Source organism: Methanoregula sp. (genome assembly GCF_049686655.1).
Lineage (GTDB): Archaea > Halobacteriota > Methanomicrobia > Methanomicrobiales > Methanospirillaceae > Methanoregula.
Genome location: NZ_JBAVIG010000019.1, coordinates 93,356 through 112,401, shown reverse-complemented (window position 1 = coordinate 112,401; position 19,046 = coordinate 93,356). Strand labels below are relative to the sequence as shown.

17 protein-coding genes are annotated in these 19,046 nt (G+C 56.1%); 7 read left to right on the top strand and 10 right to left on the bottom strand.

The annotated features are described in order from the left end of the window. Positions 1-46: 46 nt before the first annotated feature. The 5 genes from WBL42_RS02585 to WBL42_RS02565 all read right to left on the bottom strand — a co-directional run bounded on the left by WBL42_RS02585 (position 47) and on the right by WBL42_RS02565 (position 4,819). Complete coding sequence (locus WBL42_RS02585; protein ID WP_424719702.1) at positions 47-811, bottom strand: dihydroorotate dehydrogenase electron transfer subunit; 765 nt, start codon at positions 809-811, stop codon at positions 47-49. Then, positions 804-1,691: a dihydroorotate dehydrogenase gene (locus WBL42_RS02580; protein ID WP_424719701.1), complete on the bottom strand. Its 888-nt coding sequence runs from the start codon at positions 1,689-1,691 to the stop codon at positions 804-806. Before WBL42_RS02580 ends, WBL42_RS02585 begins: the two co-directional genes overlap by 8 nt. A gap of 283 nt (positions 1,692-1,974) precedes the next feature. Continuing rightward, a complete protein-coding gene (locus WBL42_RS02575; RefSeq protein ID WP_424719700.1) occupies positions 1,975-2,406 on the bottom strand; it encodes an arsenate reductase ArsC in 432 nt (143 codons plus the stop codon). Continuing rightward, positions 2,396-4,237 carry a DUF2207 family protein gene (locus WBL42_RS02570; protein ID WP_424719699.1) on the bottom strand — a complete coding sequence of 614 codons (1,842 nt, stop codon included), beginning with the start codon at positions 4,235-4,237 and terminating at the stop codon, positions 2,396-2,398. Before WBL42_RS02570 ends, WBL42_RS02575 begins: the two co-directional genes overlap by 11 nt. A 12-nt stretch (positions 4,238-4,249) precedes the next feature. Beyond that, positions 4,250-4,819: a LemA family protein gene (locus WBL42_RS02565; RefSeq protein ID WP_424719698.1), complete on the bottom strand. Its 570-nt coding sequence runs from the start codon at positions 4,817-4,819 to the stop codon at positions 4,250-4,252. Here WBL42_RS02565 and WBL42_RS02560 point away from each other — a divergent pair. From WBL42_RS02560 to WBL42_RS02530, 7 genes are all read left to right on the top strand, one after another. Further along, positions 4,743-5,054: a hypothetical protein gene (locus WBL42_RS02560; protein ID WP_424719724.1), complete on the top strand. Its 312-nt coding sequence runs from the start codon at positions 4,743-4,745 to the stop codon at positions 5,052-5,054. The two genes, WBL42_RS02565 and WBL42_RS02560, sit on opposite strands and share 77 nt — an antisense overlap. Beyond that, entirely contained in the window at positions 5,051-5,614 is a 564-nt protein-coding gene (locus WBL42_RS02555; RefSeq protein ID WP_424719697.1) for a protease inhibitor I42 family protein, read from the top strand. The genes WBL42_RS02560 and WBL42_RS02555 overlap by 4 nt, the downstream gene beginning before the upstream one ends. A gap of 137 nt (positions 5,615-5,751) precedes the next feature. Further along, the gene (locus WBL42_RS02550; protein WP_424719696.1) at positions 5,752-6,618 is read left to right on the top strand and encodes a malate dehydrogenase; all 867 of its coding nucleotides are present in this window, start codon (positions 5,752-5,754) and stop codon (positions 6,616-6,618) included. 35 nt (positions 6,619-6,653) lie between these two features. Next, a complete protein-coding gene (locus WBL42_RS02545) occupies positions 6,654-9,125 on the top strand; it encodes a DNA-directed DNA polymerase (RefSeq protein ID WP_424719723.1) in 2,472 nt (823 codons plus the stop codon). Positions 9,126-9,227: 102 nt separating this feature from the next. Further along, positions 9,228-9,734 (top strand): YeeE/YedE thiosulfate transporter family protein, encoded by a 507-nt coding sequence (locus WBL42_RS02540; protein WP_424719695.1) that lies wholly within the window; start codon positions 9,228-9,230, stop codon positions 9,732-9,734. After that, on the top strand, positions 9,734-10,297 hold the full coding sequence (locus WBL42_RS02535) for a YeeE/YedE thiosulfate transporter family protein (protein WP_424719694.1): 564 nt from the start codon (positions 9,734-9,736) through the stop codon (positions 10,295-10,297). The genes WBL42_RS02540 and WBL42_RS02535 overlap by 1 nt, the downstream gene beginning before the upstream one ends. Before the next feature lie 272 nt (positions 10,298-10,569). Then, positions 10,570-11,904: a PAS domain S-box protein gene (locus WBL42_RS02530; RefSeq protein ID WP_424719693.1), complete on the top strand. Its 1,335-nt coding sequence runs from the start codon at positions 10,570-10,572 to the stop codon at positions 11,902-11,904. A 70-nt stretch (positions 11,905-11,974) separates the two neighbouring features. On the opposite strand, the gene uvrB is transcribed toward WBL42_RS02530, so the two are convergent. From uvrB to WBL42_RS02505, 5 genes are all read right to left on the bottom strand, one after another. Next, a complete protein-coding gene (uvrB, locus tag WBL42_RS02525; RefSeq protein WP_424719692.1) occupies positions 11,975-13,924 on the bottom strand; it encodes an excinuclease ABC subunit UvrB in 1,950 nt (649 codons plus the stop codon). 633 nt (positions 13,925-14,557) lie between these two features. Then, positions 14,558-16,270: a DNA polymerase/3'-5' exonuclease PolX gene (gene polX, locus WBL42_RS02520; protein WP_424719691.1), complete on the bottom strand. Its 1,713-nt coding sequence runs from the start codon at positions 16,268-16,270 to the stop codon at positions 14,558-14,560. A 278-nt stretch (positions 16,271-16,548) separates the two neighbouring features. Then, complete coding sequence (locus tag WBL42_RS02515; RefSeq protein ID WP_424719690.1) at positions 16,549-17,655, bottom strand: radical SAM/SPASM domain-containing protein; 1,107 nt, start codon at positions 17,653-17,655, stop codon at positions 16,549-16,551. Positions 17,656-17,756: 101 nt separating this feature from the next. Next, positions 17,757-18,563, bottom strand: coding sequence for an EFR1 family ferrodoxin (locus WBL42_RS02510; protein ID WP_424719689.1), 807 nt, complete (start codon positions 18,561-18,563; stop codon positions 17,757-17,759). Beyond that, a complete protein-coding gene (locus tag WBL42_RS02505) occupies positions 18,560-19,045 on the bottom strand; it encodes a flavodoxin family protein (protein WP_424719688.1) in 486 nt (161 codons plus the stop codon). Before WBL42_RS02505 ends, WBL42_RS02510 begins: the two co-directional genes overlap by 4 nt. Position 19,046: the final 1 nt, after the last annotated feature.

The following is a 19,046-nucleotide window of genomic DNA, read 5'->3' as shown; positions in this document are numbered from 1 at the left end:
CCGGCATTTGCCGATGGATCGCCGGGGATATCTGCGTTTACCGGGATCAGAGATTCTTTTTCCTGCCGCTTGCATCCCGCATGTAGTGGCCAAACTCACTTTTCTGCAAAAGATTTCCGGGGAAGACCGGGCCATCGCGGCAGACCCGAAGGCCGGACGGGTCAATACAGCATGACCCGCAGACGCCCACCCCACATTTCATGTACCGGTGGAGCGAGAATTCAGATTTATGCGCAAGTCCTTTCTCTGCTACCTTTGCAAGTACGGCTCTCATCATGATCTCCGGGCCGCAGACTGCAATACGGTCATACGTGGCCAGGTTGAGGTCATCCATCAGGGACGTGACAAAGCCGTGAAGTCCCATCGTACCGTCATCCGTTGCGATCAGGACGTCCGTGCATTCATCGAGCTGGTCGAGGAAGAGTAGTTCGGTTTCGGTTCGTGCCCCGAGCAGCAGCGTCATGACACAATCGGCCTTGGCAAGGGACAGGAGCGGGGCAGCACCGACGCCCCCGGCAATGGCAAGTACCTTCTCACCTTTGGTAAACCCGTTACCATACGGCCCGCGGATCCCAAGCCGGTCGCCCGGGGACATACCGGCCAGCGCAGCAGTCGCATCCCCGACAACCTGTACCGTTATGCTGTTTACCGATGAGAGGGCCATGGGGATCTCGTCAACCCCGGGCACCCAGACCATGACAAACTGGCCCGGGTTAAAGGCGATCGGAGGTTCAAAGAAAAATGTCCGGATATTCGGCGTCTCTTTTTTTATCCGCGTGATCGTGACGGTAAGAGGAATTCCTTCAGCCATGGGCGCACCCCACGATCTCCTCATGACGGACCCCGTCCTTTGCATACAGTTCTTTCCTGATTATCTCAAACACATTCACGTTATCATAGACGGCACTGCCAATCTCAACCGCTGATGCGCCAGCCATCATCATCTCTACCACATTGTCGGCTGTCGCGATGCCGCCGCAGCCAATGATGGGGATATCCACTGCTTCATAGAGTTCATACACGCACCGGACTGCGATCGGAAAGATCGCACTCCCCGAAAGCCCGCCGTACCGGTTCCCGAGTACCGGGCGGCGGAGACCGGTAGAGATCCGCATCGCCCTGACCGTATTGATCGCCACGATTGCACTTGCCCCGCCTGCTTCGGCAGCTTTTCCGATCGCCGTGATATCGGTTACATTAGGAGTCAGTTTCACCCAGGTCGGGACACCGCTGCGGCTCACCGCTTCCGTGCAGGCCTTTACAAGGGCCGGGTCGCTGCCGATCGCTGCCCCGTAACCCTCGGCATGGGGGCACGAAAGGTTCAGCTCGATGCCGGCGACTTTCCCGGAAAACCATCCGGCAACCGTTGCAAATTCCTCGGGGTCTCCTCCGAAGATGCTGGCGACCACGGGCTTTTTGGCAAGGGTTGTGATCTCATCGACAAATTCCATTGAAGGGTTGGGAAGGCCCATCGCGTTCAGGAGCCCGTCCTCAAGGACGACCAGGCACGGTCCGCTGTGCCCGTCTTTGGGCAGTGGGCCGATCGACTTGGTCACAACGCCCCCCGCCCCCATGTTCAGCATGCGTGAGAGCGATGCACCCGTAGTACCCAGGACCCCGGCAGCCAGCAGGATGTGATTTGACAGCGGGACGCCACCCACAGTTACCGGTTCCGGCCTGATCGATACCATCCATCAGGAAATGGTCGTTATTTATTATAAAGAACATCTTTTTGGGAGGATTACCACGCATCTTCTGTTTCTCATGCAAACTGCGGGGAACAGGGTAGGACCGGGTTGTCACTGACAGTATTCAATGCCAGGCCGGGGGTTCAGAAGGGAGATAACTGATTTTTCACATTGTCAGGTCGTACGAGATCTGCCGGTATTGCTCCTGCCTCCGCACACGGGCACCGGGTCTCACATTCCACCCGGTCGCGGAACCCGGCGGGTTTTTCCTGAAGGGTCCCTGTCTCTATGACGGGGTGCCGTGTGCAAAGCTCACATCGATCCATGCACAGATCGCGTCCCTGACTCTCCGGTATCCGTCCAGGATCTCCTCGTCGGTGCCCGGGGTGAGGTGTGGATCGGGGAACCCGTGGTGAATTGTTTTTTTCGCGAAAGGTACGACCGGGCAGACCTCGTGAACATTGTCACAGAGCGTGACAGCAAGATCGAACGGGACGCCATTAAAAATGCTGAGCGGCTTTGACCGGTGGCCCGATATGTCGATACCGATCTCCTGCATTACCGCTATTGCACGGGGAGTCACCCGGCCCGCCGGGTGGATGCCGGCAGAGAAGGCTTCATACCGTTCGCCGTACCTTGCCCGGAGACAGCCCTCTGCCATCTGCGAGCGGGCCGCGTTTGCGGTGCAGATAAAGAGAATGCAGGCTTTATCGCCCATGGGCGCCGCCACCCCCGAAGCCACCGCCGCCGCCAAAACCTCCACCACCCCTACCGAAGCTCCCGCCGCCCCGGTAGCCTCCACCGCCGCGACTTGGAGGCATGAAGGCGATGAGCGGGATAAATGCATAGCTCATGGCGACAGCCCCCACCGGGACACCGGTGTCCGGGATGTGAATATTGAGCGATTTCATTGCCTGTTCCACGTTTTTACCTACGCCAAGCGCCGTGCCATACACCAGCCACTCTCCCCACATAGAGAGATCTTCAGGTGCGTATTTCTGTATCATAGCCATATCAGAAAGGAAGTGAGCAAATGAGTCCCATTCGAGTTTTTCCCTGAAATGATCATCTTTCCAGTGGCCGAACAGGGTGGGAGGTGTCACCAGAAGAGCAATGCTCACCTGGACTACGACAATCCCCCAGAGCACGACTGCCGGGTAAAGGATGGCGGACTGCATGGATGCCACAAAGGCGATGATTGCGGTGATCCCGCATGCGACAATGCAGGTCAGGAAAAGCGGGATGACATGGTCCCTCCCGTCAACAATATATTTCACGGGAAGGGATGCATCCGCACGGGTGGTAATATCGGTGAGAAGCCGCTGGAATCTCACCGCTTTTTCTTCTGCAGCATATTCTGACTGCGCACTTTTTGCCAGCTCTCCGATCCTCGCGGTATCCAGTACACCGTTCTCGGAGATCTGCTGGATAAAAGCAATAACCCGCTGTTCGTAGGGATCCTGGGTGGCGGAGGAGAGTAACCGGATTTCGATGCCAGCTCCCCCAACTTTTTCCGTCATCGCGATGATCTTCCGCCGGTGCATGTCGAGCAGGGTTGCATAAAACCCGTCCTCGTCAAATTCCATGGCAGCGTCCTTGAAGAGCAGGTTGACCTGCCATGGCCTGAGTGCCGGATTCGGGATTGTGCTGAGATACGCCGGGACGGTAAATGATTTTTCCCGACCGTACCGGTTGTAGATGACAATAAACAGGAACGGCACTACCAGGACCGCTGCTTCTCCCAGGTACTTAAGGATCCATGCAATCCAGTACGGGAGGTTGTACCAGAAATTTCCCCAGGCGGTGCTTCCCGCAAGACCTGCTACTTCGCTCCTGAAGCCCGGGATCTGGCTGAGACCTCCGGGGGTTGTCAGGAGTTCCACGGCAACATTCTCATCCGCTGCAGCAGGTCCGGTAAGAACCCAGGTGTCACCGGTTTTTTCCGTGATCAGCGTCGGGGGATATGCGTATACCTGCACGACATTATCAGCGGGAACCGTGATTTGCACCGAGTGATACGGTATATGGCTACTACCAGCCAGAAGGAGGTTCAGGTGATCATTAGCTGTATCGTATTCAACCGGAGGATGGACAACATATGTATATCCGACCGTGTACGTTCCCGCTGCAAAATACTCCGGGTTGAAGATCCCGATCTCGTCTGTATCGGCAAGAGAACCGATCTCGGATTTCAGGGATTCGGGGGATGCAGAATCTGTCACGAACACATTTCCCTGGTCGTCTTTGGCATATCCGACCGTGCCTGCAGGAGCATCGATCGAGACCAGTTGTATAGAGGAACTGTTGATGCTATTGAACACGAGCGGTGCTTCCCAGCTCCGGAAGAGCATCCGGTACTCCCCGGAGGTACCTACGTTATAGCTATACTGTTCATGGAGCGTGCCGTTCTGGTACAGGGTCGCCCCATAGGAACTGACGGTAAGGTCGCCCTCAAATAATGGCGTGACGGTCACGACAAGAATAATCCCGATGATGCCGATAACCAGCGTGGCAATGACGAGAACGGCCAGCTGTTTTGTTTCGCCCACGTTTTTCCCTCCTCATAACTCAATCTTCGGCGGAGTCGCTATGGCCTCTTCGAACTGCAGGTACTCAAGTTTCCTGAGGTTGATCAGGTTCCCGATGAATTTCGAGGGGATCGTATCCATCATTGTGTTGAATTCCTGCGTAATGTTGTTGTAGGTATAGCGCTGCCGCCCGATCTCTTCCTCAAGGCTTTTTACCGGGCCCATGAGGCTTGCAACGGTTCCGGCGGTCTTCAGCTCGGGATAGTTCTCGGCAACCGCGAGCAGGCGACCGAAGATTGAACGGGACTCCGCCTCCATCTTGCTGAGGTCGCCGGGACCTGCTGTTGAAACGCCCGCCCGCATCGCAGCGACTTTCGTAAAGGTCTCCTGCTCGAACTTCGCATAGCTCCTGACCGCGCCGAGAAGCTGATCGATCATGTCCAGTCGCTTTTTCATGGCAACGCGGATCTGCCCGAGCGTTGCTTCAGATGAATTATTCAGGGTATAGAACCGGTTGTAAATTCCTATGGACCTGAAGATCAGAAAGACGATTGCTAAAATAGCAACGCCTAGTACAATCCATCCAAGAATATCCCCAGACATAGTTTTCCATGTAAAGATGAGCGTTCCCCTACATAAGAGGTATTATGGATCAAAACGGGGGGCTGAAAGGATGGAAAAGACAGCAGACACTTCTTTTCGAAAGGAACAGGAAATTGCCGGGACGGGGACCATTTCTGTTTTTTACCGTACTGCTGGCATAATTTTTACCCGGGAAAATGATTTCTTCGTAAGACAAAATATTATCAGGGATATGGGGGCAATTCATCTTCCATGAGAGTAATATTTCGTCCTCCGAAGACCGCAGGGATTTTTGTCGGGCTTCTTGTCATAACGGCAATCCTTCTGGTGGCTTCCGGTTGTACACAACAGGCCCCGCCCACAACGACAACACAGGTGCCGGCAACCCCATCAGCACCGGCTGTTACGACTGTGCTCCCGGGGGTCGCTACCTCCGTTGCACCGGTCAGCACGGTCCGGCAGACACCAGCACTTACAGCGGAGAATACTACGATGGTCACGTTCACAGAGTCCGATAACGGTGCAACAAAACAGATCGCAGTCCAGTCACCGTTCGTGATCCAGCTTGCGGAGAATCCCACAACCGGGTATTCCTGGAATGCGACAACCAGCCCTGGCCTTGAGATCCTCTCTTCTGGTTACCAGGAAAACTCCCATACGGAAGGAATGGTGGGCGTAGGGGGGACACGGGCCTGGACCCTCATGTCCAATGTTTCGGGGACATACACGTTCGCTGCGGTATACTCACGCTCCTGGGAAACAACGACCGGCAATGAAACCGGATATAACATCACTATCATTGCGGTTCAGAGTTAACCACATCCCCATTTTACCAGGATGTGCTGCAACAGCATTTTGTATTACCCTTTTTTAGAATTTGTAAGACTTTTGCAAGAATAACCGGCCGGCCCTGATGCCCTTTATTATTATCAGCATACCCATATTGGTACCAGATGGTGCGTCTCGCAGTCATGGGGGTTGGCAGGGTCGGGGGAGAGGTCGCGTACCTTGCCGCGGTCCTTGGCCTGGCAGACGAACTGGTCCTGTACGACAGCGCCCCCGGGCTGCTGAAGGGGCAGGTGCTCGACATGCAGCATACCGGTATCGATATGGCTGTGAGCACCACCATGAATGATGTGGAGGATGCAGACATCTGCGTCTTTTCCGCAGGGCTTCCCCGCGATCCTGCAGTAAAAACCCGGGCCGATCTGCTTGCTGCAAACCTTCCCGTCACACAGGAGATCGCGGGGATGCTGGGGGATTTTGCCGGCATTCTCATCACGGTGACCAACCCGATGGATGCAAACAACTACTTCCTCCACCAGATCACCGGGATCCCACGGGAACGCTGCATAGGGTTTGGCGGCCAGCTCGACAGCGCCCGGTTCGGGCTCGCCCTGAAGTGCCGTGGAATTGCCGGCACGCCTTTTGTGCTTGGGGAGCACGGTGATCACCAGGTGCCGGTCTTCTCGCGGCTTGCCGGAACCGTGGATAATGCACAGCGGGACGAGATCCTTGCAGAACTACGGGGGTCCAGCATGGAGGTGATCCGGGGCAAGGGGGGTACCGTATTCGGCCCTGCATTCCATATCAGCCAGCTGATCCGGATGATCGTGGATGATCGCCGGGAACTGGTCTCCTGCTCAGCAGTGCTTGGCGGGGAATACGGGATTTCCGGTTGTTCGCTTGGTGTCCCGGCCCGGATCGGCCGCAACGGGATCCATGCAATCGAGGAATGGAAGCTGGACGACTGGGAGTCCGCGAGGATGCAGGAGGCCGGGCGCTTTGCTTCCGGGCTCTGCACGGGCACGGTGTTGTGATGGCCTCACAAGCGCAATCGACATTAGAGAATTGCATGAACTCGCCATGTACGCAGGAAGTACAAGCGGGCCAGCGGATCGCGATCAACCAGGTAGAGTACAGCAACTCACCGGAAGGCCCGATCATCCACATCTTCGGGAGGAATGTCCAGGGTAAGGCAGTACGGCTGGACGTCACCGGGTTCAAACCTTATTTCTATGTCCCGGCCGACCAGGCAGAGACCGTGCCCCTCCCCCGGCAGGTAACGCTTGAGACCGGGACCACGTACCGCTCGATCCGGGGTGAATCCCTCCGCAGGCTCTACACCAACCGGCCGGGCGATGTCCGGGATGTCCGGGAAAAATACCGCCACTTCGAGGCAGACATCCCGTTCGCCACCCGGTTCATGATCGATACCGGCCTTACCGGGGGGGTCTTTACCCCGCAGGAACTCGTGGATTACCATGAGATCGCTGCCGCAGAAGTCGATGCACCGGCCCGGACCTGCATCATCGATATCGAATGCGAGGATGAACGGGGGTTCCCCGATACCCAGCGGGACGCGATCACCTGTATCACCTGCTATGACTCGTTCGACGAGGATTACACCACATTCCTGCTCAGAGCGGGCGGGATACCGGAAGAGATCGCGCAGAAAGAGAAAGAAGGGGGCCTCGCGAACGGGTGTTTCCGGAAAGGCATCCATACGATCTGCACGTACGCAGACGAGACAATGATGCTCCGGGCGTTCACGCAGTACATCGTTGCCCGGGACCCGGATGTCCTCTCGGGCTGGAACTTCGTGGATTTCGATATGCCGTACATCACGGGCCGCATGGAGCGGCTCGGCCTCCGTTCGGACTCGCTGGCCCGTATCCCCGGCCAGACCGAGCGCAATGCCCTGAGGGGCCGGGCGCTCTTCGATCTCCTCACGGCCTACAAGAAGATGCACTCAAGCCTGAAGGAGTCCTACCGGCTCGATGCGGTCGCCATGGAGGAACTGGGCGAGCAGAAGGTCCGGTACACGGGAACGATCTCCGATCTCTGGAAGCAGCAGCCGGCCCTGTTCGTGGAGTACAACTTCAAGGACGTGGAGCTCTGTGTCGGGATCAACAAAAAAGACAACATTATAGAATTTTACCGGGAGATTGCCCGTTACGTAGGCTGCCCGCTGGACAAGACTCTTAATTCATCGAGCGTGGTCGATGTTTTTGTCCTTCGGAAAGCATCCAACAGATACATCCTGCCCTCGAAAGGGTTTGTTAATGCTGAAGAGTTTGAAGGGGCGACCGTCTTTGAGCCGAGCAGGGGCGTCCGTGAGAACGTCGTGGTACTTGATCTTAAGTCGCTCTACCCGATGGCGATGATGACGATCAATGCATCAATGGAAACCAAGGATCCGAATGGCGAGCTCCGTGCCCCGAACGGGATCCGGTTCCGCAAACAACCGGACGGGCTGACCAGGAGTATTATCTCAGACTTGCTCAAGGAACGGGATGAGAAGAAAGCCCTCCGCAACACGTTCCCGTTTGGCTCCCCGCAGTACGTCCTCTACGACATGCAGCAGAATGTGCTCAAGGTCATCATGAACACATACTATGGGGTAAGCGGGTACCCCCGGTTCCGGCTCTTCGACCGGGAGATCGGTTCTGCAGCAACTTCGGTCGGACGGGCGATCATCGAACACACCCGGCGCGTGATCGAGCAGCAGGGCTACAAGGTCATTTACGGGGATACTGACTCCTGCATGGTTCAGCTTCCAAAAGATCTCGACAAGGAGCAGACTATCGCACTCGCCAGACAGATCGAGAAACGCCTTAACGAAAGCTATGCAGAATTTGCAAAAAATGAATTGAACGCGGACTACCACTTCTTCTCCATTAAATTCGAGAAGATCTATGCCAGGTTCTTCCAGGCTGGGAAAAAGAAAAGATACGCGGGCTCGCTCGTCTGGAAAGAGGGGAAGGACGTGCACGAGACCGATATTGTTGGTTTTGAGATCCGGCGCAGCGATACCCCCCAGATCACGAAGACTGTTCAGCAGCAGCTAATGGTGATGATCCTCGATGGGAAAGGGAAAGCTGAGATCCGTAAATATCTGATAGACGAAGTAAAAAAATATAAATCCGGTGAATATCCCTTAGACATGATTGGTATTCCTGGCGGAATCGGAAAGGACCTTGATGATTATGATATAGATGATGCACATATTCGTGGTGCGAAATATTCGAATGACCACCTCCACACGGAATTTGGAAAAGGTAGTAAGCCAAAACGTGTATACATCAAAAATATTGATAGTTCAGGAATCTCAGACACGAAATATCCCTATACCAATGTAATTTGTTTTGAATATGGTGATCAGGTTCCAAAAGAATTTCACGTTGATTTAGATCTGATGTTAGAAAAAACATTACAACAACCAATTTCCCGCATCATCGAAGCTCTGGGATGGGATTGGAATGAACTGTTAGATCCAAGTAAAAAGATCACGACGGGGACAACATTCGATCAATGGGGGTCATGAACAAGAAATGATCGAGGCACTCGGCCGGGTCTGGAACGATGTCGGCCCTTCGCGGACTACGCTCGCCCAGTGGGGGCTGGGCTGATAAGAGGGGTCGTTCCCATGGTTCCCTGGTCCCCGTACCTGGTAGGTGCCGGTATCGGCATTCTTGCCTGCCTCTCGTTTGTCTTCGCCCGCCACCCGCTCGGCTGCACCACCGCGTTCGTCAAGGTCCGGGGCCTGATCGACCGGATAATAAACCGGGCGGCAATGGAGCGCCTGGAATATTACCGGCTTTTTGTTCCCGCTATTGACGTGCAGGTCATGGTGATTGCGGGGATCGTGATCGGCGCCTGCATTGCCGCACTGCTGATGCCACAGGCTGGGACGGGGGCGGTTCCCGCCATGTGGGCCGCCGCATTCGGACCCTCAATCATTGTGAGGATGGCCATCGCATTCATCGGGGGAGTGCTCCTGATCATCGGAGCCCGATGGGCAGGGGGCTGCATGTGTGGCCACGGGATCAGCGGTACTGCCCAGCTCTTGGTCGCAAGTTACCTCACGCTCTTCGCCACCTTCTTTTCCGGTATTACGGTAACGCTTGTCCTGTTCAGGCTGTCAGGGGTGTGATGACGATGGCGGAACAGACCCGGGTAACTGCATCGGGCCGGATAATTACCGGGCTCCTGATCGGGATCGCATTCGGGATCCTGCTCTACGAAGGGGGCCTTGCGAACTACGATGTCATCGAAGGGCAGCTCCAGCTGGCGGATTTCACCTTTCTCAAGATCCTTTTATCGGCGATGATCGTAGCGACCATAGGATTTTTCGTGATATGTCGTGCCGGGCTTGCGGAACGGAAGACTATGCAACCGTCGCTTGGCACGCATCTTGCCGGAGGCCTGATTATGGGAGCAGGATTTGCCCTGCTGGGCTATGGCCCGGCATCCGTCCTGTCAGCCGCAGGAGCCGGGTACCCGGATGCGCTGGCGGGACTCCTCGGGATCCTGTCCGGGGCCGGCCTCTTTGCACGCAGTATTTATCCGAGGATCAGCAGGAGTTTTCTTGGATACGGGAAAACGGACAGGATGACCCTGCCCGGTCTCTTCAGGATGAGGGAGTCCGGTGTCGTTGTCCTGGTCTGCGTGGTGCTGCTCTTCGTGCTCTGGATTATTACCATTAAAAGTACGTGAACGAGAGATGTGACACAACACTGGCGCGATTATGAATGGTGAGTCGTATATATATGCTGATGATATGTTTCGTTTGCAAAAATAACCCTTTCATATCCCCCAGATTCCTGAACAACAACCGCTATTTTGATTGGCCTTTATCGATCCAAATGAAAACTATTTAATATCGATTCGGGCAATTGAGTTTCATATATTCCGGCAGGCCCCCTTATTTAACCGGGCGGGCGGATACACGACAACCACAGGCGGATACGAGGATGACCAACGGGAATATGTTTGTTGAAAGGGAAGAAAGCCTCTCCAACCTCTGGCTCTTCATCGTGCTGAATACCACGGTCCTCGCATTGCTGATCAACATCCTCTCCCTCCATTATGGTAACAACGATGTTGCTCCCAACCTCTTTTATATCCCGGTCGTGATTGCAGCGTACTGGTACCCGAACCGGGGCCCGCTCTTTGCAGTAATTATTTCCCTCGCCTACCTGGGGATGGTCTGGTTTTTCATGGGAGGGATCATATCCGTCCTCGTCGCGTCTTCCGTTACCTGCTACGTCCTGATCGGCGTCTCGGTCGTAGTCTCGAGCCTTGCCACCCACATGAGGAGGAACGAGGTCAAATACCGGGGACTCTTCAACCACGCGCAGGCAGGTGTCGGCCTCATAGATCTGGGCACCCTCAGAATCCAGGAAGTCAATCACCGGTTTTCCACTATGCTTGGGTATTCGGAAGAGGAAGTCATTCTCATCCCGTTCGGCGATCTCTTCATCGATGCAGAGAAGCGGGATACCTTCTTCCGGAGCCTCAAAACTCATGGCAGTGTTGAAATCTATGAAGTGAGACTGCGATCCAGGAACGATGGGAGCAGGTGGATGCTGATCTCTGCCGGGATGCTCCCGGAGAACCAGTTCGTCATCAATATCATTGATATCACGGATCGTAAGCACGCGGAGCTGGCCCTGCTGATCAAGGACCATGCCATCAGTTCATCGATCAACGCGATCGCGATCCTTGACCTTGAATTCAGGATCACGTATACCAACCAGTCCATGCTCAGGCTGATGGAATACCATCACGAGAACGAGTTTTTGGGAAAGAGTGCCGTTGATTTTTTCAGCTCCTCCCAGCAGTTTAATGATGTGAAGGACGCCGTGAAAGTAAAGGGCAGCTGGTTTGGCGAGCTGGTTCTTCTAAAGTTCAACAAATCCCCGTTCTATGTCCTCCTCTGGATGAACATGGTCAGGGATGATACGGGAAAACCCATCTGTATCATGGCCTCATTCATTGATATTACTGACCGCAAGCAGATGGAGGCTGCGAAACGGCAGGCTCTCGAGCAGATCGAGAAGAATATCGAGCAGTTCGCAATCCTTGGCGACCATATCCGCAACCCGCTGGCAGTCATCGTGGGTCTCTCGAGCATGGCACCCGGGGATATCACGGATAAGATCATCCTGCAGGCCCGGGAGATCGATCGGATCATCACCCAGCTGGACAAAGGGTGGATCGAGTCCGAGAATGTCAGGGGCTTTATCAGGAAATATTACATGGTCGGGACGAGCGGACCAGGCGAGAAAGATCCCGGCAACGGAAACAGGACGAGACCCTGATCCAAAAGACCCGGACCGGATCTTTTGTCTTCTCCTGCCAACCTCCGCCGGGGGCCCCGGGGTCTGCGGGCTATGGTGATGCAGCGGGTTTTCCGCTCAGCCGCTCATTGAGTTTTTTTATCTGGTCGCGGAGTGCGATCGCCTTCTCGAAATCCAGCGTTTCTGCTGCGTCCTGCATCTGCTTCTCCAGTTCGATTACCACGTTGGGAATCTCGTTCTTCGGCACGTGTTTTGTGTCAGAGATCTCGACCTCTTTCTCCTTGACCGGTTTTATGATCGTCATTGGCGTGATGTGATGTTCCGTGTTGAACGCAACCTGTAGCTCGCGGCGCCGTTTTGTCTCGGCAATCGCCCTTTTCATCGAATCGGTCATGGCATCGGCATAGAGAACAACTTTTGCGTTCACGTTCCGTGCTGCCCGGCCGATGATCTGGATCAGGCTTCGTGCATCCCGGAGGAAGCCTTCCTTGTCCGCATCGAGGATCCCGATGAACCCGACTTCCGGGATATCAAGTCCTTCCCGCAGGAGATTGATACCCACGAGGACATCGAACTTTCCCAGCCGCAGCTGGCGGATGATCTCGCTGCGTTCGAGGGTCTGGATCTCGGAATGGAGGTACCGGGTCCGTATGCCCTGGTCGGCCAGGAATTCGGAGAGCTCCTCGGCCAGTTTCTTGGTCAGGGTCGTGATAAGGATCCGGTCACCGCGGGCGATCGTGTCCCGCACTTCACGGATTATATCGTCGGTCTGGCCCTCGATCGGACGCACTTCCACATTTGGATCTACGAGGCCTGTCGGGCGGATGATCTGTTCGACCGGCTTCCCTGACTTCTTCAGCTCGTAGTCGCCCGGGGTTGCTGAGACAAAGACCACGTTTGCCATGTACTGCTCGAACTCGTGGAACTTCAGGGGCCGGTTGTCGTAGGCGCTCGGCAGCCGGAAGCCATAGTCAATAAGGGACTTCTTCCGGGAGCGGTCGCCGTTATACATACCGTGGAGCTGCGGGATCATCTGGTGGCTCTCGTCGATGATCATCAGGAAATCGTCCGGGAAATAGTCAAGAAGACAGTAGGGCTTCTCCCCCGCGTTCCTGCCATCGAAGTGGCGGGAGTAGTTCTCGATGCCCTTGCAGGACCCGGTCTCCTCGATCATCTCGATATCGTACCGGGTCCGCTGCTCAAGCCGGTGGGCCTCGATCATGCCGAGCGTGGGCAGTACCTCGTCAAGTTCCTTGAGGATGGAGGCGATCGCGCTCTTCCGGGTGCTGTCGGGCGTCACGAAATGGCGGGCCGGGTAGACAAAGAAATAGTTCAGCGGTTCTTTCCGGGCTCCGGTGTTCTTGTCCACCTCGCTGATGCGCTCGATTTCGTCCCCGAAGAGCTCGATCCGGATGATGTCGTTGAAGTAGCCGGGCACGAGATCGATCGTGTCCCCCTTGACACGGAACCGGCCGGGCATGAGCTCGATGTCGTTGCGCTGGAACTGGATATCGAGCAGCCGGCTCATGATCTCGTTCCGTGAGATCTTCTGGCCGACGGAGAGATCGAACCCCATGTTCCGGAAATTCTCCGGGTTGCCAAGGCCGTATATGCAGGAGACCGAGGCGACCACGATCACATCCTTCCGGAACGAGAGCGAGGCGGTTGAAGAGAGACGGAGCATCTCGATCTTGGGGTTGATCGCGGAGTCCTTCTCTATGTACTGGTCCTTTGACGGGATGTACGACTCGGGCTGGTAGTAGTCGTAGTAGGAGACGAAGTACTCGACCCGGTTGTGCGGGAAGAAATCGCAGAATTCCTGGTAAAGCTGGGCGGCAAGCGTCTTATTGTGGGCAAGGACAAGAGTGGGCTTACCGGTTGCCGCTATCACGTTGGCCATCGTGAACGTCTTGCCGGAGCCGGTGACGCCAAGGAGGGTCTGGTACTGCTCACCCTCCCTGAGACCATCGGTCAGCGTTTTGATAGCTTCCGGTTGAGAACCGGCCGGTGCAAACGTTGAGACAAGCTGGAATTCTGTCACGGTGCTTAGGATCTCGGATTGTGATATTAAAAGGGATCGGGATGCGGCAGGAAAATGATCCACTGAATTATGGGGGTTGAGACCCCCATACCCCGATAATGAGGGACGCCGTGCCCCGGAGAGGCCTGAGGCGGGGAAACCTCACAAAAATATTTTTTTAAGAATTTCAAACTGAAATTATTGAGTTCCTGCCCTTTGACAATAACCCCAGTACTTCACTAATTTCAAGAATGGATCAATAACGCCAAATTTTCCTGCACACCCCCAATCCGGATTCTGGTCCATAATGGCCTCCGGGTGCCCGATCGGGTACCAGACGATACAACGTCCGACCAAAAAAACACCCCTTACAGAACACCGCTAAAGGGAAAATATAACGCCCCGCAATTTGACCGGTTTTTGAGTTTTCGCCACAAAGCGCGGGGATAATTTCCGTGGTGGACAACATGGTTCTATTTTTGTGTTCACAACCGGACCCTGATGGGAAAATACGCCCGTTCCGGCCCCGGATTGGGGGGCGAGACCGTATGTATGAGGACAGGGCGGTTTTGTCTCATAAAGGATGGGATAATTTAGAGAAGTACTGAACCCGGAAATTCATTGGCCAGAAATCAAACCCGGAAATCGTAAACCTCACCCCCCGAGCCACGCCCGTAACCCCTCAAGCGAACGGGTATTGATAATCTCCTCCGCGGTCACCCATCCTCTCCTGGCGGTGGCAATGCCGAGCTGCATCTGCGCCAGGTCCCCGGTCGCGTGGGCATCCGAACCGAGCGAGAAGTTCACGCCGAACTCTTTTGCTTTCCGGCAGTTTGTGTCGGAGAGGTCCAGCCGCGAGGGATATGCGTTGATCTCCAGCGCCACGTGCTGCGCCGCGGCGGTCTCAAAGATCGCCGGGAGGTCGAGATCTGCGGGTTCCCGCCGGAGGAGAATTCGCCCTGTCGGGTGGCCAAGGATGTCGACGTTCTCATTATGGATGGCAGCGAGCAGCCGGCGTGTCATCTCGTCGCCATGCATCCGGAGGCGGGAGTGGATGCTGGCGATGACCAGATCGAAGTCCCTGAGAACCGCAGAGGGGAGGTCCAGCGTCCCGTCTTCATTAATGTTGCACTCAACCCCGTGAAGCACGGGGATGCCACCGGACTCGCGGTTCAGCTGTTCGATCTCTGCCCGCTGCTGTACTACCTTCTCAACGGTCAGTCCCCGGTCGATCTCGGCACTCCGGGAATGATCGCAGATTGCGATATACTCGTACCCCCGGGCCCTGGCGGTTTCTGCCAGGTCCCGGATCGAGTCCCTGCCATCGCTCCACTGCGAGTGGACGTGGAGGTCCCCTTTCACTGCATCATACGGAACGATCCTGGGGAGCGTTCCCTTCTCCGCGGCCTCGATCTCGCCCGTGTTCTCCCGGAGTTCCGGCTCTATGTACGGCAGGCCGAGCATCCGGTACAGGTCTTCTTCGGCCGACCCGGGAATGTTCCTGCCGGTAGCTTCATCTTTCACCCCGTACTCGCTCAGGCTCCAGCCCCGGCCGAGGGCGCGGCGCCGGAGTGCGATGTTGTGGTCTTTTGACCCGGTGAAATACAGGAGTGCAGTCCAGAACTGTCCTTCATCCACCACCCGCAGGTCGACCTGCACGCCCGAGGCAAGGACAATGGAGCTCTTGGTAAGTCCCCGGCCGAGTACCCGGCTCACTTCAGGGAGCGTGACGAACGCGGCCATGACCGGCTCCGGTTCGGCCGAGGCAACGATGATATCGATGTCCCCGATCGTCTCCTTCATCCTGCGGAGGGAGCCCGCGAGGCGGATCTGCCGCACCTGGGGAAGGACGGCAAGCCGGGTGCGAATCGTCTCCGCGACCGGGAGGATCTCTCCAAGCAGGGACCGGCCGGCAGTGCCCTTACGTGCGGCGATCCCCAGCAGGAGGTTCTGCTCGCTCTTCTCGCCAAACCCGGTCAGCCCGCGGATCTTCCCCGCCCGGGCAGCAGCCTCGAGGTTCTCCATGCTGTCGATGCCGAGCTCACGGTGAAGGAGCATCGCCTTCTTCGGGCCGATCCCCCCGATCCCGGCGAGCTCCCGTACCCCGGGCCCTACCTCCTGTTTCATCCGGTCGAGATATGCGAGCTTCCCGGTATCGAGGATCTCCCGGAGCTTGGTGGCTATGTGGGTGCCGACACCGGGGATCTCCTCCAGTCCATCGCGTTCGGCGATCCTGCCGATTTCTTCGGAGAGCGTCTCGATCTCGTGGGCTGCCCGCCGGTACGCCACAGGTTTGAATTTTACGTCCTTGATCTCGAGGAGGTCAGCAACTTCGTACAGGATCGCCGCCACCTCACGGTTGCTCATTGTTCCCGCCATGAATGCCTTGATGGTGTATCAGGGCGCCGGGGTTTTTTATGGTTGTGATGCGTGCAGTTGCCGGACTATTGCTGGAATCCGGCAAGGCTGGAGAGAGATGCTGATAAAAATAATAATCCTCATGCTCCAAAAAATTTGAAAAAAATTCCGGTGAAAATTTTTCACGGGATTTTTTCTTTACGGAATTTTGTACACGAATATTTCCGGAAATCCGGAAACCTGGTACTGCTCCGGCCCGGACCCGCGGGCGTGGGCCAAATATTTTTTTATTTACGACCGGAGAGAACCTGCTGTACCAACACCCGGTTTGCCCGCAGGGCACACCCACCGGTACTTTCCGTGAGCAGCCCGTGCTCGTCCCGGATCCGGGAGAGGAGCCGGGAGCGGAGGGCGTCAGCGAGGGGTACATGTACCAGGTTTGCATCCGAAAGAGGCGCGGCGGGACAAGGCTCAAGATCTCCCGACGGACTGACATGGACAAAACCCCGGCCTGCTGCCAGACATCCCCCGAACGCCTCCTCGTCGCCCGGGAATCCGATGAAGATAGCCGCAAATTTGCTGCCGAACACCGACATGAGGGAATTCAGCATTATCTTCTGCTCCCCGGCAAGTGCGAGTTCGTCTGTGCCCGGTTCTATGGGCACATACTCTACGAAGGTGAATACCCGGGCGCCGGCCCCGATCATCTGGCGGATGAATGTCTCGCCAGTGACGCAATCGAAATTTTCCCGCGTGATGGTGATCGAGCACCCGAAGAAGATCTTCCTGTCGCGAAGGTACCCGCAGATCGAGAGCAGACGGTCATACACCCCGGTCCCTCGTCTTCCATCAGTTTCCGCCCGGAATCCTTCGAAACTGATGACCGGCACGATGTTCCGGCATCCTGCAATTGCATCCGCCACTCCTGCGTCGATCATGAGTCCGTTGGTGAAGACCGGGAAGAGGATTTCCGGAAATGCGCCTGCCAGTTGGAAGATCTCGTCCTTTCGTACCAGCGGCTCGCCGCCAGCAATGACGATGACGGAGACTCCCAGTTCTGCTGCCTGCCCGGCCAGAGAAGCAAGCGTTTCAGGACTCATCTCTCCCGGATGCTCCGTTGCCCCACGGTGCTTCATGTAACAACCGCCGCAGGCAAGGTTGCACTGCGAGGTGATGCTGGTGATCATAACCGGGGGGACAACAAGACCCCGGTCCTCGTGTTCTTTCCGGATCGCGGCTGCTTTTTTCTGGTGATACGCGATCCTTGTCCCGGCGAGGAAGAGGCCGGGATCCGCATGGATGATCCGCAGTCCCTGGTGCAGTACTGCGGAGATCGTTGCGTCGAACCGGCGCCGGTAATCCTGTCCGCGGCCCGGGTTTTTCGTTTCAGACATTTTCATGATCCCGACTAAAAATACCTCCGGGGTTTACCGAAAGGATTGCTTGCGTGATGTGACGGTAGTTGTGTGTGCCGGGAAATAACATAGGGTCATCTTCACACCTGCTCTCCCTTCTGCGCCTTCATATCAGGGACCTTCACGTCCGGATGACGGTACCTTCCCCGGCCCTTTGAGCCAAAGAACACGTTGAGCTGGATCGCCTCTGCCGGGCAGAAGTGCAGGCAGGCGCAGCAGAGTTCGCAGTGATGCAGCCATGAGGGACGATCCTTGAGCATAACAATATTTTCTACCGGGCAGACCTTCATGCAGGTTCCGCATGACGTGCAGGCACTGGTTACGGAAAAGTCCTTGTCCATGCCATGGACATTCCTGAAGAACGGGGGGTAGACGATGGCTCTCATCAGCGAGGAGACCGGTGAAAAACCTGGGGGCACAATGGCTCCTTTCCCAATCAACCCGGCAATTTCCGCGAGCCGGGCGTCAGCGGCATTCAGGATCTCCTGCTGTTTTTCCGGGGATGCTATCTTCCCTACCGGCGGGAAATTGCCGGGCATTTTTACGATAAAGGCTGCATCCAGCATTTTCCCGTTTTTCCGGGAAACAATCCCGTTCAGCTGGTGGAGGGCGGAGACTCCTGTCCCGCCAAGGGTGACGATGCCAAAGCTATAGCTGGTCTGGGACAGGTCGAGACGCCCGGCACATTCGGCCACGATGTGGGGGAGCCCGGCATCGTAGACCGGGCAGACGATCCCGACACGTTCTGCTGCCGGAACGATATCTCCCGGTTTGTTCTGCAGCGATGCAATCGATATCATCTCGCAGTCACCGAGGGCTGCGGCGATCTTCCTTGCGGCGGCCAGCGAGTTGCCGGTGCCGGTAAAGTAATAGATGATGGTCTTCAAAATTCACTTCCCGTTTCCTTTACTTTCGAAATCAGCACATTTGCCGGTTCGTTGTCCTCCAGATCATGCGTCGTGAAGACGAACTGGCCGCGAACAACCATGCCCTTTTCCTCCAGTGCCCGTGCAAGTACAGGGATGGTGTCACCGGCGGCATTCCGGCAGGTAGCGAAGAGAACTGCCTTTTTCCCCATGCAACCCTCAAGCCCTTCCACTGCCGCGGTTATTGCCGGTGTTGGTCTCCGTCCCCAGACGGGTGTCCCGATAACCACGCAGTCAAAGCCGGAGATATCGATGTGCTCAGGTTCGATCGGATCGCGCCCATGCTTCATTGAACGGACCCACCCGAGAAAGTACGCTACGGGTAAGGAATGTCTTTCCTTCAGCGTAACTTCAACAAGTTCTCCCCCGCAGGCGGCCTTCACCTTCTCTGCCACGCCCCGGGTAGTTCCTGAATGTGAGTGATAGATTGTACAGATCTTCATA

What these genes read in the sequence shown, in the direction of transcription:
- WBL42_RS02585 (WP_424719702.1), bottom strand. Translation starts at nt 811, where the DNA reads ATGGCTGAAGGAATTCCTCTTACCGTCACGATCACGCGGATAAAAAAA.
- WBL42_RS02580 (WP_424719701.1), bottom strand. Translation starts at nt 1,691, where the DNA reads ATGGTATCGATCAGGCCGGAACCGGTAACTGTGGGTGGCGTCCCGCTG.
- WBL42_RS02575 (WP_424719700.1), bottom strand. Translation starts at nt 2,406, where the DNA reads ATGGGCGATAAAGCCTGCATTCTCTTTATCTGCACCGCAAACGCGGCC.
- WBL42_RS02560 (WP_424719724.1), top strand. Translation starts at nt 4,743, where the DNA reads ATGGACCTGAAGATCAGAAAGACGATTGCTAAAATAGCAACGCCTAGT.
- WBL42_RS02565 (WP_424719698.1), bottom strand. Translation starts at nt 4,819, where the DNA reads ATGTCTGGGGATATTCTTGGATGGATTGTACTAGGCGTTGCTATTTTA.
- WBL42_RS02555 (WP_424719697.1), top strand. Translation starts at nt 5,051, where the DNA reads ATGAGAGTAATATTTCGTCCTCCGAAGACCGCAGGGATTTTTGTCGGG.
- WBL42_RS02550 (WP_424719696.1), top strand. Translation starts at nt 5,752, where the DNA reads ATGGTGCGTCTCGCAGTCATGGGGGTTGGCAGGGTCGGGGGAGAGGTC.
- WBL42_RS02545 (WP_424719723.1), top strand. Translation starts at nt 6,654, where the DNA reads ATGAACTCGCCATGTACGCAGGAAGTACAAGCGGGCCAGCGGATCGCG.
- WBL42_RS02540 (WP_424719695.1), top strand. Translation starts at nt 9,228, where the DNA reads ATGGTTCCCTGGTCCCCGTACCTGGTAGGTGCCGGTATCGGCATTCTT.
- WBL42_RS02535 (WP_424719694.1), top strand. Translation starts at nt 9,734, where the DNA reads ATGACGATGGCGGAACAGACCCGGGTAACTGCATCGGGCCGGATAATT.
- WBL42_RS02530 (WP_424719693.1), top strand. Translation starts at nt 10,570, where the DNA reads ATGTTTGTTGAAAGGGAAGAAAGCCTCTCCAACCTCTGGCTCTTCATC.
- polX (WP_424719691.1), bottom strand. Translation starts at nt 16,270, where the DNA reads ATGAGCAACCGTGAGGTGGCGGCGATCCTGTACGAAGTTGCTGACCTC.
- WBL42_RS02515 (WP_424719690.1), bottom strand. Translation starts at nt 17,655, where the DNA reads ATGTCTGAAACGAAAAACCCGGGCCGCGGACAGGATTACCGGCGCCGG.
- WBL42_RS02505 (WP_424719688.1), bottom strand. Translation starts at nt 19,045, where the DNA reads ATGAAGATCTGTACAATCTATCACTCACATTCAGGAACTACCCGGGGC.